Below are 13,629 nucleotides of genomic sequence, written 5' to 3'. Positions count from 1 at the left end.
TGGACGCATATATAGGTATGACGCTGCGCGCCAGACGCAAGGCTCCCGCGCCTCGAATTTCTGGATTGATCCGCAGCAAAATATCGGCAGGGATGCGCGAGAGAAGATGCAAGGTATAGGCAGGACCGGTTCGCCTGCTGCTCGAACCATTAACTACTCCGCAGGATGCGGTGTCGCCGGATGGTGACCGGACGAAGATAGCGGACGGTTGCGCCAGCCCGTCCAGCGGTTCACCAGCCGGAAATAGATGCCGTAAGGCATTAGCTGAAGAAGCTTCAGCATCAAGGTGAAACGCTTCGGAAAATTGACCTCGAAGCTACTGGATTTGAGGCCCGCCGCAATTTGCTCCGCGGCTTTCTCGGGCGAAACCAGCGACGGCATCGGAAATCGGTTCTTGGCAGCCAACGAACTCTCGGTGAAGCCGTGGCAAATGATCTGGATGCGGATGCCCATCTTGTCGAGATCAAATTTCAGGCTTTCGGCCATGTTGATCAGCGCCGCCTCGGCCGCCCCATAGGCCGCGCCGGTCGGCAGGCCCCCATAACCGGCAGCGGAGGAGACGATGGCGATCTGCCCCTGCCCCTTGGCCTTCATATGCCGGACAGCTGGCAGAAGGCAGTTGACGACACCGGAGAGATTGACGGCAAAACTCTTCTCGAAATCCGCGCGGTCCATCTCCTCCGCATGAACAGGCACGTAAACGCCGGTGTTGAAGATCGCCAACGCAAGCGCGCCGTGTTCGTATTCGATCGAGGCGAGCACATGCTCCATATCTTCGGGATCGGTCACGTCACCATCGAGAACGATGATGCTGCCCGAAAGACCGCTCGCCTCGGCCTGCAGTTCGGCGAGGCTTTCATGGTTGCGGGCGGTCACTGCGACTTTGTACCCCTCGCCGGCCAGTTTCAGCGCCAGAGCGTGGCCGATTCCTGTACTCGCGCCGGAAATCCAAGCTACTCCATGTTCGGGCTGGGCGATGAAAGTGCGCATGGTAGACTTCCTCAAGAACGGCATAGTACCCCGCTGACCTTCGGTTAGCTTGTTTACCATACCATTGTGGCTGCTTTCGGCCGGTTAGATCGCCGATGATCAGGCGATGGCCTCCGGTAAGCCGAATAGGCGCTCCGGGAGCGGCAGCGGCGCGGGCGGCAATCCGTGGCCACCCTGGAAAAACCGCGAGAGGCGGGATGTAAGGCGGGAAGTCTAATTTTGCCCCGGCAGACAGAGGCATGGAATAGCATTTCTTGCCAACCCAGCCTTGTGAAGGGAAAAGACCGTTCCTAAACTACAGGTTCCACAGAGGCAGATTCCATGACCGTCCATCCATCCGTTATCGAGGCGATCGGCAACACTCCGCTCATCAAGCTGAAGGGAGCTTCCGAGGCGACCGGCTGCACCATCCTCGGCAAGGCGGAGTTTCTCAATCCCGGCCAGTCGGTGAAGGATCGCGCCGCGCTCTACATTATCCGCGATGCCGAGAAAAAGGGCCTGCTGAAACCGGGCGGCGTCATCGTCGAAGGCACTGCCGGCAATACCGGCATCGGGCTGACCGTCGTCGCCAAGGCGCTCGGCTATCGTACCGTCATCGTCATTCCGGAGACGCAGAGCCAGGAGAAGAAGGACGCGCTGAAGCTGCTCGGTGCCGAACTCGTCGAAGTGCCTGCCGTGCCGTACAAGAATCCCAACAACTACGTGAAGGTCTCCGGCCGCCTTGCCGAGCAGCTGGCCAAGACCGACCCGAACGGCGCCATATGGGCAAACCAGTTCGACAATATCGCGAACCGCCAGGCGCATATCGAAACGACGGCCAAGGAGATCTGGGACGACACGAATGGCAAGGTCGACGGTTTCGTCTCCGCCGTCGGCTCAGGCGGCACATTGGCTGGCGTTGCCGCCGGTCTCAAGGCGTTCAACAAGGACGTCAAGATCGCCATTGCCGATCCTGAAGGCGCCGCCCTCTACGAATTCTACAAGAACGGCGAACTGAAGTCCTCGGGCTCCTCGATCACCGAAGGCATCGGCCAAGGCCGTATCACCGCCAACCTCGAAGGTTTCACGCCGGACTTTGCCTATCAGGTTTCGGACGCAGAAGCGCTGCCCTACATCTTCGATCTCGTGGAACACGAGGGGCTTTGCCTCGGCGGTTCGACCGGGATCAATATTGCCGGCGCGGTACGGCTTGCAAAGGATCTTGGACCGGGTCACACCGTGGTGACGATTCTCTGCGACTACGGCAATCGCTACCAGTCGAAGCTTTTCAATCCCGATTTCCTGACGTCGAAGGGCCTGCCCATTCCGGCATGGCTGACGTCGTCCCAGGACATAAAGATACCTTACGAACCAACAGCGTGAGACCCCATGCCAGTCAATGCCCTCTATCGTGACGACTTCTATCTTTCGACATGCGAGGCGGTCGTAACCGCCATTCACGAAGACGGGGGCATCGAGCTGGACCAGACCTGCTTCTATGCTGCGTCCGGCGGCCAGCCGGGCGATACCGGCTTCCTCGAGCGCGCCGACGGTTCGAAGATCGTACTTGGGCCCACAAAGCATGGGGCAACCAAGGACATCGTTATCCACGTTCCCGCGGAAGCCCAAGCGCAGCCGGCAGTCGGCGAAAAGCTTGTGCTCCATGTCGACTGGCCGCGCCGCTACAGGCTGATGCGCATGCATACGGCCTGCCACCTGCTTTCCGTGGTCTGTTCCTATCCGATCGCCGGTGCAGCCGTCGGCGAAGAGGAGAGCCGCATCGATTTCGACATGAGCGAGACGATCGACAAGGACGAGGTGACGGCGAAGATGATGGAACTCGTCGGCCAGAACCACCCGGTCTATGTCCAGTGGATCACGGACGAGGAGCTGGCTGCGAATCCCGGAATCGTGAAATCGAAGAATGTGCGCCCGCCGATTGGACTCGGACGGGTCAGCCTCGTCTGCATCGGCGAAAACTCGGCGATTGACAGCCAGCCCTGCGGCGGCACACATGTGTCGGAAACGCAGGAAGTCGGCCAGATTCACATCGCAAAGATAGAGAAGAAGGGCAAGGAAAACCGGCGCTTCCGCATTCGCTTCGGCGTGCCCGGCAACGAAGCCTAGACGACCAGGGGAGAGACTAGAATGAGCGAAGAGAAGAGCCGTTTCGTCGTTTCGGCCGAGTGGCTGCAGGGCGAGCTCGGAAAGGCGGACCTGCGCGTGCTGGACGCCTCCTTTTATCTCCCGGCGCAGAATCGCGACGCCGACGCCGAATTTGCAAGCGGCCATATTCCGGGCGCGATCCGCTTTGACCAGGACAAGATCGCCGATCACTCGACCGGCCTTCCGCATACCATCCCCTCGCCGGAATATTTCGCCGAGGAAGTCGGCAAGATGGGTATCAGTGAGACGGATCGGATCGTCGTCTACGATGGCATCGGTATGTTCGCCTCGCCTCGCGTCTGGTGGCTTTTCCGGGTGATGGGCGGGAAGAACGTCTTCGTTCTCGACGGCGGCCTCGACGGCTGGAAGGCGGAGGGCCGTCCGCTGGAGACGGATGTTCCGACGTACGAGCCCGCGACCTTCAAGACGAACTATGCCGCAAGCCGCGTCGTGACGCTCGAGACCATGCGCGACATCGTTTCCAGCGCAGCACTGCAGATTGCCGACGCCCGCAGCGCCGGCCGTTTTGCAGGCACCGAGCCCGAGCCGCGCGCCGGCATGCGTTCCGGGCATATGCCGGGCGCCCGCAGCCTGCCTTCCGGCGTCTTCGCCAACAAGGGCCGGTTCAAGTCGCTGCCGGAACTGAAGCAGACGATCGAGGATGCGGGAATCGACCTGTCGAAGCCGGTCGTCACCTCCTGCGGCTCGGGCGTTACGGCCGCAATCATCACGCTGGCGTTGGAATCGCTCGGTCATACCGACAACAAGCTCTACGACGGCTCTTGGAGCGAATGGGGCAGCCGCGGCGATACGCCGGTGGTGACCGGCCCGCCCGGTCCGGCCAAGGCCTGAGACCCTCCATGGCCAGACCTGCTTCCTCGCTCACGGCTCATATTACTCGGCTGGAAATGACGTCGCCGCCGAAGGCGAGCCTGCCGGTACCGGTCAATATTCAGACCGCGATCATGCGCACGCCGGATATTCCCCTGCCCTTTTACCGGCATCTTTACCGCCAGGTCGGCGCCCGCTGGCAATGGGTCGACCGGCTGAGGATGAGCGATGAAAAGCTGGCGGCAACCCTGCACGACAAGCGCAACAATATCAGCGTGCTTTACGTCAACGGGGCGCCCGCCGGCTTCTACGAATATTTCTGCGAGGACGAGGATACGATCGAGCTCTGCCATTTCGGCCTGATCGAGCACGCGCTTGGCCTCGGCATCGGCAAGTGGTTCCTGCTCCAGGCGCTCTATGCGATCTGGACGCTGAACCCGACGCGCGTCACGACAACGACGAACAACCTGGACCATCCCCGCGCGCTGCAGCTCTACCAGATGTTCGGCTTCTCTCCCGTCTCGACCGGCACCGGCATCGTGCGGCCGCTCAGCGACAAGGAATTGCTGGAGCTCGCAAAGAAGAGCTGACCCGGCAGGAATCGGGTGGTTTCAGCGCCTTTGGAAGCGCATTCATGGCAGTCAAAGAAGGAGATCTGCCATGACCGACATCCGCTTTTCCGCCATGCCGACTGCCGACGCCGAAAACCTCTGGAGCGGCGGTACCGACGCCTATGGTTTCCCGCCCGAGACGATGGTGTCTGATGGCCCCGGCCATCCCTGCCGCCATTGCCTGAGGAATATCGATGCCGGCGAGGAATTGCTGGTCTTCGCCTACCGGCCATTTCCCGAGCTTCAGCCCTATGCTGAAACCGGTCCTGTCTTCCTCCACAAGGAACGCTGCGAGCGCTATGCCGCCGAAGAGGTCCTGCCGCCAGTTCTGACGAGCCCGGATTTCATCGTGCGCGGCTATAATGCTGAAAACCGCATCGTCTACGGCACGGGCGCGGTGACACTGACACCCGATATCCGCGCCTACGCCGCCAAACTCCTTGACCGTCCGGAGATCGCCTACGTGCACGTCCGCTCGGCGCGCAACAATTGCTTCCAGTGCCGGATCGACAAGGAAAAGGCGCCGGCTTTCAGCGAGACCGGCGCCCTCATCTAACGTAAGGTGATGGCGTTACGCCACGTTCAACAGGCTTTCCGGTGCGTAGGCCTCATAACCCAGCGCATCGGCAACCGGCTTGTTGGTGATGCGGCCCTTGTGAACGTTGAGGCCATTGCGCAAATGCTTGTCCTCGGCGATGGCTCGCATGCCGCGGTCGGCGAGCGCCAGGCCATAGCCGATCGTAGCATTGTTGAGCGCCTGCGCTGACGTGACCGGCACGGCGCCCGGCATGTTGGCAACGCAATAGTGAACAACGCCGTCTACCTCATAGGTCGGCTCTGAATGCGTTGTCGCATGCGAGGTCTCGAAGCAGCCGCCCTGATCGATCGCGACATCGACGATCACGGACCCCTTCTTCATACCGGATAGCATTTCGCGGGTGACGAGTTTCGGTGCGGCGGCGCCGGGGATCAGCACGGCGCCAATGACGAGATCGGCGGAGAAGACCTCCTCCTCAAGCGCCTGAATGCCGGAATAGCGCGTATGGACGCGGCCATTGAAGATGTCGTCGAGTTGGCGCAGACGCGGCAACGACTTGTCGAGAATGCTGACATCGGCGCCAAGCCCCGCGGCCATTCTTGCCGCATGCAAACCGACGACGCCACCGCCGATGACCGCCACCTTGGCCGGGAGCACGCCCGGCACGCCGCCGAGCAAAATGCCGAGGCCGCCGTTGGCCTTTTGAAGCGCCGTGGCGCCGGCCTGGATCGACAGGCGGCCCGCTACCTCCGACATCGGCGCAAGCAGCGGCAGGCCGCCACGCTCGTCGGTGACGGTTTCGTAAGCGACGGCTGTCACGCCGGAGGCGAGAAGGCCCTTCGTCTGTTCCGGATCGGGCGCGAGGTGGAGATAGGTATAGAGAATCTGGCCTTCGCGAAGCTGCACCCATTCGGAGGGCTGCGGCTCCTTGACCTTCACGATCATGTCGCACTTTTCGAAGATGTCCTTGGCCGAGGCGGCGATCTTCGCGCCAGCGGCACTATAGGCGGCATCGTCCGCGCCGATTCCGGCGCCTGCCTTTGTCTCGACCCAGACCTCATGGCCATGGGCAACATATTCACGAACCGAAGCGGGTGTCAGGCCGACACGATATTCATGATTCTTAATTTCCTTCGGGCAACCGACACGCATTGAGCGTTCCTCTCCTTGTATGTCCGCTTGGGCGGAGCGTTATCAACGGACAAATCAAAACACCGAACGAACAAAATGTCCTTGCAAAGAGTATTTGCAGCGCGGGCCGTTTTCGAAGATTATTGCGTCAGTCGCTTATTTTCCGAAGGTTTTTCGAATGCAGGAACTCGATGCTATCGATCGTGCGATTCTCAAGGCGCTCCAAGCAAGCGCCCGGATCAGCAATGCCGACCTTGCGGCGAAAGTGGGCCTCTCGGCTTCCGCCTGCTCCAGACGCCTCGACATTCTCGAGAAAAGCGGCGTCATCGCCGGCTACCATGCGCGCCTTTCGCACAAGGCGCTCGAATACAAGATGATCGCCATCGTGCATATCTCGCTGTCCGGCCAGTTCGCAAAGACGCTTGCGGAGTTCGAGGCGGCGGTGAAGCGCTGCCCGAACGTGCTCGTCTGCTATCTGATGTCCGGCGAGTATGACTATATTCTGCGCGTTGCGGCCCGCGATCTCGAAGACTATGAGCGCATCCACCGCGACTGGCTCTCGGCCCTGCCCCACGTCGTGAAGATCAATTCCAGCTTCGCGCTTCGGGAAATCATCGATAGGCCGAATGTCGGCCTTTAGGGCCTTGCAATGCAGTCGGAAACCTGACCTAGGTTCGATCGAACGCGGGCCGTTCCCGCCTCACGGCAAGACATGAAATCCAAGACCCAAGGCTATATTTTCGTCCTCCTGGCGATCACCATCTTTTCCCTGCAAGATGGCATCTCAAAGCATCTGGCGAGCGTCTACCCTCCCGTTTTTGTGACGATGATCCGCTATTGGGCCTTTGCGCTTTTCACGATTCTGCTCGCTTCCAGAATGCGTGGCGGGTTCAAAGCGACAGCACGCACAAAACGGCCCATTCTCCAGGTCTTCCGTGGCGTGGTGCTTGCCGCGCAGGTCGTCGTGGCAATCAGCAGTTTCGCGACCGTCGGCCTCGCCCATTCACAGGCAATCTTTGCCGGCACACCCATTCTGATCGCCCTGCTCTCCATGCCACTGCTCGGCGAACGCGTCGGTTGGCGCCGCTGGACGGCAATCTGTGCGGGGCTCGCAGGCGTGCTTCTGATCCTGAAGCCGGAAAGCGGCTTCCTCGATCCGAAGCTGTTGCTTCCTATCTTCGGCTGCTTCCTTTTCGCCTTCTACGTTCTCGCCACCCGCCTCGTCAGCCGCGATGATTCCGCCATGACCAGCTTTTTCTACACCGGCGTCGCCGGCGGCATTACGATGACGCTCATCGGGCCTTTCTATTGGACATGGATGTCGGCCGGCGACTGGGGGTGGATGGCGCTTCTCTGCATGACCGGCATCTCCAGCCATTACTTCCTGATCCGCGCCTATGACATGCTCGACGCCTCAGCCGTTCAGCCGCTCACCTATCTGCAGCTTGTCTATGCCTGCATCATCGGCGTTACGATCTATAGCGAAACACTGACATTCAACATGATCGTGGGCTCGGTGATCGTCGTCGCAGCCGGCATCTTCACGATCTGGCGCGAGCACGTAGTCGCCCGCCGGGCGCGGAATCAGAAGATCGAAGCCAGCTCATAGTTTAGCAATTGCTGTAAAAACATTTTCAATCTTTTCGCGATAACCTAGGCTTATAAATTTCAATTGGGAGCAGCAGCATCATGCGAAATTTGAATATCATTACGCGTAAGGCTGAACGCAAATATTGCCGCGTATTCGGGAAGGTCCGCTACCTCAACAAGGAAGTGGACGCCCGTATTCTTGACATGTCTGTCACCGGCATGGCGGTCGAAATCAGATCGCCGATCCACGCGGCATCCGGCAGCCGCGTACAGATCCTTGCGGAGGACCTGGGGACGCTCCATGGCATCATCCGCTGGAGCCACAACGGCCGCCTCGGCATCCAGTTCGATCCGAACTCCAATGCCCGCGCGCAGGTCTCCTCCTATTTCCGGTTCTTCCACAAGGAAGTGAGGCCGGTCCTGACGCGCTAAAGCCCTGTTATTTTCAGGGTTTACTCCTTTGGAAATCACCCTAGTCTCGCCTCAGCGCAGCTGATGCCTGGTTTTCAAAGGAGTTCCCATGGCTTCCGTACTCGAACTGCCGCCGATTAGCCGACGTTCGCTGCTTGGCGGCATTGCCGCAACTTCGGCGCTCGTTCTCCTCCACCCTTTCACGGCGCGAGCAGCCGCCAATCAGGCGCATCTGCGGCTCATGGAAACGACAGATATTCACGTCAACGTCTTTCCCTACGACTATTATGCCGACAAGCCGAACGACACGATGGGTCTGGCGCGCACGGCGACGATCATCGATTCGATCCGTGGCGAAGCGGCAAACTCGCTGCTGATCGACAATGGCGACGTGCTGCAGGGCAATCCGATGGGTGACTACATGGCCTATCAGCACGGCATGAAGGACGGCGACGTCCACCCCGTCGTCAAGGCGATGAACACGCTCGGCTATACGGTCGGCACGCTCGGAAACCACGAGTTCAACTACGGCCTCGATTTCATGTTCAAGGTGCTTGGCGGCGCGAATTTCCCGTTCGTCTGCGCCAACCTGACCAAGGGGCAGCTTGCCGCCGACCCGAAGAAGGACGATCTGTTCTTCAAGCCGTACGTGATCGTCGAAAAGCAGATCAAGGATGGCGCCGGCAACGAGAGCCCGGTCAAGATCGGCTTCATCGGCTTCGTGCCGCCGCAGATCATGCTCTGGGATATCAAGAACCTTGAAGGCAAGGCTCAGACCCGCGACATCGTCGAGGCCGCCAAAGCCTGGGTTCCTGTCATGAAGGAGGAAGGTGCGGATATCGTCATCGCGCTTTCCCACTCCGGCATCGACGGCGCGGCACCATCCGAGAAAATGGAAAACGCCTCGCTCTACCTGGCTGCCGTCGATGGCATCGATGCGATCTTCACCGGCCACCAGCACCTCGTCTTCCCCGGCCCGAAGACCTGGGACGGCATCGCCAACGCCGATCCGGTCAAGGGCACGTTGCACGGCAAGCCGACGGTCATGGCAGGCTTCTGGGGCTCGCATCTCGGCCTCATCGACCTGCTTCTGGAAAAGGACGGCAAGAGCTGGAAGATCGTCGACTTCACCGCCGAGGCGCGCCCCATCTATCATCGCGACGAGAACAAGAAGATCGTTGCGGATGTCAGCGACAAGAACGAAGTGATCGAGGCCGCCAAGGCCGAGCACGAGGCGACGCTCGCCTATGTCCGCACGCCGGTCGGCAAGACGTCGGCACCGCTCTATTCCTATTTCGCGCTGGTTGCTGACGATCCGTCGGTCCAGATCGTCAGCCAGGCGCAGACCTGGTACATCAAGCAGATGCTTGTTGACACGGAGTTCAAGGCTCTGCCGGTGCTTTCGGCAGCCGCTCCTTTCAAGGCCGGCGGCCAGGGGCGGTGCCGATTACTACACCGATGTTCCTGCCGGCGACGTGGCGATCAAGAATGTCGCCGACCTCTATCTCTATCCGAACACCGTCCAGGCGGTTGTCGTGACCGGCGAACAGGTGAAAAACTGGCTGGAAATGTCTGCCGGCATGTTCAACGAGATCAAGCCCGGCGCCAAGGACGCGGCGCTGCTCAACAACGATTTCCCGTCCTACAACTTCGACGTCATCGATGGCGTGACTTACCAGATCGACCTGTCGCAGCCGCGCAAGTACGACAATGACGGCAAGCCGATCAACGAAAACTCGAACCGCATCCAAAATCTGCAGTTCGACGGAAAACCGATCGATTCCGCGCAGAAATTCGTTGTGGTGACCAACAACTATCGCGCCGGCGGTGGCGGCAAGTTCCCCGAGATCGCCTCCGACAAGGTCGTCTTCCAGGCGCCGGATACCAATCGCGACGTCATCGTCCGCTTCATCCACGACCAGGGCACCATCAATCCCTCGGCCGACGGCAACTGGACCTTCAAGCCGCTAGCGGGAACAACCGCCGTTTTCGAAAGCGGACCGAGGGCCAAGCAGTTCCTGGCAGACGTCAAGGGTGCGAAGATCGAGGAAGCCGGCGAAGGAAGCGACGGCTTTTCGAAATTCCGGCTGGTACTCTAGAGCTGGCGTGAACCGGCGAGGCTGCGGAGCCTCGCCTACTCCGCCGCAAGCGGGATTTCGGGTGACCGGATTTCGTTCAGAAATGCCTTGAAATCCGCATGCGTGGGGCACCGCGAGAGCCGCGCTTCGAACGCGCCGATTATCCATGCGGTTGCCGGTCCGGGCGGATTGGCAAGGCGCCGCATGGCGTAAATTGGATACTCGCCCTGTTCATAGGCTTGAAGGTCGAGGTGAACGAGCGTGCCGTTCGCGAGGTCGTCGCGGATTATCGACGCAGGCAGACCGCCCCATCCCAAGCCGCCCCGGATCAACGCGTGCTTGGTCGAAATGTCGCTGAGGCGCCACGTCTTATAGGAAAGAACGTTGAAGTCCCGGCCCGTCGTCAGCCCGGACGCGTCGGTGACGACGAGCTGCACCTCTTCGCGCACATCGCCTAGCGTGAGCGGCCGGTCGATCCGCGCCAAAGGATGGTCGCGTGAAGCCACGGGCAGCATGAAGGAATGACCAATCTTTTCCATATGGATCGAATCATCCTGCTTCAGAACAGCTCCACCGATGCCAATCGTCGCCTTGCCGCTCAGAACGGAGTCCATGACCATGCCGAGTTCGCCAACCGCAAGGTTGAGCGCAACGGAGGGAAACTTCTCTTGGAACTCGCGCAGAACCTCCACCGTCGCCGACGACGGGACCATGACGCTGATTGCGACGGAAACCTCCGCCTCCAGCCCATCCTTCAGGCTTTTCACGCGGGCGCGCATCACCTGCAGGTCAGTCATCAGTCGGCGTGCATCCTCGAGCATCGCCTTGCCCGCAGCCGTCAGTTTCGGCTGGCGCGCACCCGACCGCTCGAAGAGCGGCATCTCGAGCTGCGCCTCGAGATTGGCGATTGTATAGCTGATGACCGACTGCGCCCGGTTCAAGACGCGGGACGCTGCGGAGAAGCTGCCGGTTTCGGCGACGGTCAAAAACACCTGTAGTTGGTCCAGGGTTGGGTTCGGGAGCATATATCCAATCCATCGATGATTTCGATCGACATTATCCCAGTTTTTTCGATAGCAGGCCAGACTTATTTTCCTTCTCGAAGCAGCCGCCGACCTCCCTGAAAAGGCGGCCAAACGTAATTCGAAAAGGAAATTTGACCATGTCTTCCATCCTTCTTCTGACCTCCAGCCCGCGCGCTGAATCGCTTTCGACCACGATTGCCACCGACCTGGTCGCCAAGCTTCAGAGCCAGAAGTCCGGCAGCGCCATCGTTCGCCGCGACCTCGCTGCCAATCCGCTGCCGCATATCGACGATCTCTTCACCGCCGCCATCCGCAAGCCAGCCGATCAGCGCACCGCACAGGAAGCCGAAGCCGTCAAAACCTCCGATGCGCTGGTCGACGAACTGCTCGCCGCTGACACGGTCGTGATCGGCACGGGCCTCATCAACTTCAACATCTATTCGTCGCTGAAGACCTGGATCGACAATGTCGCCCGCGCCGGCCGCACCTTCAAGTACACCGAAAGCGGTCCGGTTGGCCTCGCAACCGGCAAGAAGGTCTATGTCGTTCTCGCCTCCGGCGGCGTCTATTCGCAGGGTCCTGCCGCCGGCATGAACCATGCCGTGCCTTACCTGAAGTCGGTGCTCGGCTTCCTCGGCATCACCGATATCGAGACGATCTATGTCGAAGGCCTCGCCTTTGGTCCTGAAGCTGCCGAAAAGGCGATCGGTGCCGCCAAGGCCCGCGCCGAAGAGCTCGCTCTCGCAGCTTAACAGCAAGAAGCTTCAACCCGCTTCAAAAACGGCCGGCCCCTCGCCGGCCGTTTTCATTTGCCTGCGAACTCGTTGACGAAGGCTTCGACGGTTTCGAGGATTTCGGAAGCGAAAGCCTCGTCACTGGCGATTCGGGCGAGCCCGACCGCGCCTGCCATGACCGAAGTGACAATGATCGCCTTGCGGCGCGCTTCGGCGTCCGGTCCGGCCTCCCCGGCGATCCTTTCGGTCATCTTGCCCAGATTGATCCTCATCTGCTCCGTCGCGAGCGTGCGGCACTCTTCACCGGAGCGGGCAAGATCGGCAGTCAACGCAGCAAAGGGGCAGCCTTCCCCTACACCGCCGAGGTGGCCCTTGCTCATATAGGTCGCCGCATACGCGCTAAGCGGAATGTCTTTCGGCTCCTTGCCCTGCGCCCTGACATTTGCCTCCCATGAACCGAAGGCCAGTTGCATCGCCTCGGCGACAAGCTGATCGCGGGACTCGAAGTGTTTATAGAAGCCGCCGACCGTCAGCCCGGCTTCCTTCATGATGTCGGCCACTCCGATGCCCTCCAGACCCTTCTCGCGCAAGCGGCGGGACGCGATCTCGACGATCCGCTCGTGCGTCTTCTGCTTTTCGAGTTGTGAATGGCCCATAGGATACTCCCGGCAATGCCTCTTGACTTATCTGGATTATAAGCATAATCCTCCAGCATGGATTTCAACCATAATCCAGATTGCGTTCACTTCCAAGAGGAGCCATCCCATGCGTCTCAAGAACAAAGTCGCCCTGATCACCGGCGGCAATAGCGGCATCGGCCTTGCAACAGCCAAGGTGTTTCTGGCCGAAGGTGCGAAAGTCATCATCACCGGGCGCAATCCGGAAACGCTCGCCGCCGCGCAGAAAACGCTGGGTGAAGGCGTGCTGGCGCTGAAGGTCGATGTCACCGACGTCGCGGCCACCGAAAGGGCCTTCGCGGAAGCGGCAGCAGAGTTCGGCAGGTTCGACATCCTTTTCGCCAATGCCGGCATCGGCGGCGCAACGCCGCTCGGTCAGACATCACTTGAGCAGTTCGAGCGCATTATCAGCACCAATCTGACGGCCGTGTTCTTCACGGTTCAATCGGCGCTGCCGCATCTGAACGACGGCGCCTCGGTGATCCTCAACGGCTCAGTGCATGCGGTTCTCGGCATGCCGGGCTGGTCGGCCTATGCTGCGACCAAGGGTGCGGTCCGTTCCATGACGCGCAACATGGCATCCGAGCTCGCGCCCCGCGGCATTCGCGTCAACCAGGTGACCCCGGGCGGCACGAAGACGCCCATCTGGGCTCCTTATTCGCAGACGCCGGATGCAGCCGCAGCACTGGAAGAACGCATCGGTGGCATGAGCGCGCTCGGCCGCATGAGCGAAGCCGAGGAGATCGCCAAGGCAGCGCTCTACTTTGCCTCGGACGATTCATCGAACGTTACCGGGATCGAGATCACAGTCGACGGCGGGGCGACGAGCGCGCCATCCGGCGCAAAGATATTCCGCGCAGCGTAAACC

The 13,629-nt window shown here is 60.4% G+C and carries 13 protein-coding genes and 2 pseudogenes; 11 read left to right on the top strand and 4 right to left on the bottom strand.

The window, feature by feature from the left end; translation table 11 throughout:
- Nucleotides 1–153: 153 nt before the first annotated feature.
- The gene (locus HGP14_RS08710; protein WP_168829421.1) at nt 154–990 is read right to left on the bottom strand and encodes an SDR family NAD(P)-dependent oxidoreductase; all 837 of its coding nucleotides are present in this window, start codon (nt 988–990) and stop codon (nt 154–156) included.
- A 321-nt stretch (nt 991–1,311) separates the two neighbouring features.
- On the opposite strand from HGP14_RS08710, the gene HGP14_RS08705 reads away from it, so the two are divergent.
- From HGP14_RS08705 to HGP14_RS08685, 5 genes are all read left to right on the top strand, one after another.
- Nucleotides 1,312–2,352, top strand: coding sequence for a cysteine synthase A (locus HGP14_RS08705; protein WP_168829420.1), 1,041 nt, complete (start codon nt 1,312–1,314; stop codon nt 2,350–2,352).
- 6 nt (nt 2,353–2,358) lie between these two features.
- Nucleotides 2,359–3,096 carry an alanyl-tRNA editing protein gene (locus HGP14_RS08700; protein WP_168829419.1) on the top strand — a complete coding sequence of 246 codons (738 nt, stop codon included), beginning with the start codon at nt 2,359–2,361 and terminating at the stop codon, nt 3,094–3,096.
- A gap of 21 nt (nt 3,097–3,117) precedes the next feature.
- Nucleotides 3,118–3,987 (top strand): 3-mercaptopyruvate sulfurtransferase, encoded by an 870-nt coding sequence (gene sseA / locus HGP14_RS08695; protein WP_168829418.1) that lies wholly within the window; start codon nt 3,118–3,120, stop codon nt 3,985–3,987.
- An 8-nt stretch (nt 3,988–3,995) separates the two neighbouring features.
- Nucleotides 3,996–4,556: a GNAT family N-acetyltransferase gene (locus HGP14_RS08690; RefSeq protein ID WP_168829417.1), complete on the top strand. Its 561-nt coding sequence runs from the start codon at nt 3,996–3,998 to the stop codon at nt 4,554–4,556.
- A 70-nt stretch (nt 4,557–4,626) separates the two neighbouring features.
- Nucleotides 4,627–5,133, top strand: coding sequence for a DUF1203 domain-containing protein (locus HGP14_RS08685; RefSeq protein ID WP_168829416.1), 507 nt, complete (start codon nt 4,627–4,629; stop codon nt 5,131–5,133).
- 15 nt (nt 5,134–5,148) lie between these two features.
- Here HGP14_RS08685 and ald read toward each other — a convergent pair whose 3' ends face one another.
- Nucleotides 5,149–6,267, bottom strand: a complete 1,119-nt coding sequence (ald, locus tag HGP14_RS08680) for an alanine dehydrogenase (protein ID WP_168829415.1) — start codon at nt 6,265–6,267, stop codon at nt 5,149–5,151.
- A 157-nt stretch (nt 6,268–6,424) separates the two neighbouring features.
- On the opposite strand from ald, the gene HGP14_RS08675 reads away from it, so the two are divergent.
- The 4 genes and pseudogenes from HGP14_RS08675 (at nt 6,425) to HGP14_RS08660 (ending at nt 10,346) form a co-directional block, all read left to right on the top strand.
- Nucleotides 6,425–6,886 carry an Lrp/AsnC family transcriptional regulator gene (locus tag HGP14_RS08675; protein ID WP_168829414.1) on the top strand — a complete coding sequence of 154 codons (462 nt, stop codon included), beginning with the start codon at nt 6,425–6,427 and terminating at the stop codon, nt 6,884–6,886.
- Between the two features lie 72 nt (nt 6,887–6,958).
- Nucleotides 6,959–7,855 (top strand): DMT family transporter, encoded by an 897-nt coding sequence (locus HGP14_RS08670; RefSeq protein WP_168829413.1) that lies wholly within the window; start codon nt 6,959–6,961, stop codon nt 7,853–7,855.
- A gap of 77 nt (nt 7,856–7,932) precedes the next feature.
- Nucleotides 7,933–8,259: pseudogene (locus tag HGP14_RS08665) on the top strand (PilZ domain-containing protein); the annotation flags it as partial.
- A gap of 97 nt (nt 8,260–8,356) precedes the next feature.
- Nucleotides 8,357–10,346: pseudogene (locus tag HGP14_RS08660) on the top strand (bifunctional 2',3'-cyclic-nucleotide 2'-phosphodiesterase/3'-nucleotidase).
- Between the two features lie 35 nt (nt 10,347–10,381).
- Here HGP14_RS08660 and HGP14_RS08655 read toward each other — a convergent pair.
- Nucleotides 10,382–11,350 carry a LysR family transcriptional regulator gene (locus HGP14_RS08655; protein WP_168829412.1) on the bottom strand — a complete coding sequence of 323 codons (969 nt, stop codon included), beginning with the start codon at nt 11,348–11,350 and terminating at the stop codon, nt 10,382–10,384.
- Nucleotides 11,351–11,487: 137 nt separating this feature from the next.
- On the opposite strand from HGP14_RS08655, the gene HGP14_RS08650 reads away from it, so the two are divergent.
- The gene (locus HGP14_RS08650; RefSeq protein WP_168829411.1) at nt 11,488–12,102 is read left to right on the top strand and encodes an FMN-dependent NADH-azoreductase; all 615 of its coding nucleotides are present in this window, start codon (nt 11,488–11,490) and stop codon (nt 12,100–12,102) included.
- 53 nt (nt 12,103–12,155) lie between these two features.
- Here the strand turns inward: HGP14_RS08650 and HGP14_RS08645 are convergent, their stop codons facing one another.
- A complete protein-coding gene (locus HGP14_RS08645) occupies nt 12,156–12,740 on the bottom strand; it encodes a TetR/AcrR family transcriptional regulator (protein ID WP_168829410.1) in 585 nt (194 codons plus the stop codon).
- Between the two features lie 109 nt (nt 12,741–12,849).
- Here HGP14_RS08645 and HGP14_RS08640 point away from each other — a divergent pair, with 109 nt between their 5' ends.
- Nucleotides 12,850–13,626, top strand: coding sequence for an SDR family oxidoreductase (locus tag HGP14_RS08640; protein ID WP_168829409.1), 777 nt, complete (start codon nt 12,850–12,852; stop codon nt 13,624–13,626).
- The last annotated feature ends 3 nt before the right edge of the window (nt 13,627–13,629 follow it).

Origin of the sequence: Rhizobium sp. P32RR-XVIII, from assembly GCF_012641395.1 — a bacterium.
GTDB lineage: Bacteria > Pseudomonadota > Alphaproteobacteria > Rhizobiales > Rhizobiaceae > Rhizobium.
This window is presented reverse-complemented; position numbering and strand designations above follow the sequence as displayed.

What these genes read in the sequence shown, in the direction of transcription:
- HGP14_RS08710 (WP_168829421.1), bottom strand. Translation starts at nt 990, where the DNA reads ATGCGCACTTTCATCGCCCAGCCCGAACATGGAGTAGCTTGGATTTCC.
- HGP14_RS08705 (WP_168829420.1), top strand. Translation starts at nt 1,312, where the DNA reads ATGACCGTCCATCCATCCGTTATCGAGGCGATCGGCAACACTCCGCTC.
- HGP14_RS08700 (WP_168829419.1), top strand. Translation starts at nt 2,359, where the DNA reads ATGCCAGTCAATGCCCTCTATCGTGACGACTTCTATCTTTCGACATGC.
- sseA (WP_168829418.1), top strand. Translation starts at nt 3,118, where the DNA reads ATGAGCGAAGAGAAGAGCCGTTTCGTCGTTTCGGCCGAGTGGCTGCAG.
- HGP14_RS08690 (WP_168829417.1), top strand. Translation starts at nt 3,996, where the DNA reads ATGGCCAGACCTGCTTCCTCGCTCACGGCTCATATTACTCGGCTGGAA.
- HGP14_RS08685 (WP_168829416.1), top strand. Translation starts at nt 4,627, where the DNA reads ATGACCGACATCCGCTTTTCCGCCATGCCGACTGCCGACGCCGAAAAC.
- ald (WP_168829415.1), bottom strand. Translation starts at nt 6,267, where the DNA reads ATGCGTGTCGGTTGCCCGAAGGAAATTAAGAATCATGAATATCGTGTC.
- HGP14_RS08675 (WP_168829414.1), top strand. Translation starts at nt 6,425, where the DNA reads ATGCAGGAACTCGATGCTATCGATCGTGCGATTCTCAAGGCGCTCCAA.
- HGP14_RS08670 (WP_168829413.1), top strand. Translation starts at nt 6,959, where the DNA reads ATGAAATCCAAGACCCAAGGCTATATTTTCGTCCTCCTGGCGATCACC.
- HGP14_RS08655 (WP_168829412.1), bottom strand. Translation starts at nt 11,350, where the DNA reads ATGCTCCCGAACCCAACCCTGGACCAACTACAGGTGTTTTTGACCGTC.
- HGP14_RS08650 (WP_168829411.1), top strand. Translation starts at nt 11,488, where the DNA reads ATGTCTTCCATCCTTCTTCTGACCTCCAGCCCGCGCGCTGAATCGCTT.
- HGP14_RS08645 (WP_168829410.1), bottom strand. Translation starts at nt 12,740, where the DNA reads ATGGGCCATTCACAACTCGAAAAGCAGAAGACGCACGAGCGGATCGTC.
- HGP14_RS08640 (WP_168829409.1), top strand. Translation starts at nt 12,850, where the DNA reads ATGCGTCTCAAGAACAAAGTCGCCCTGATCACCGGCGGCAATAGCGGC.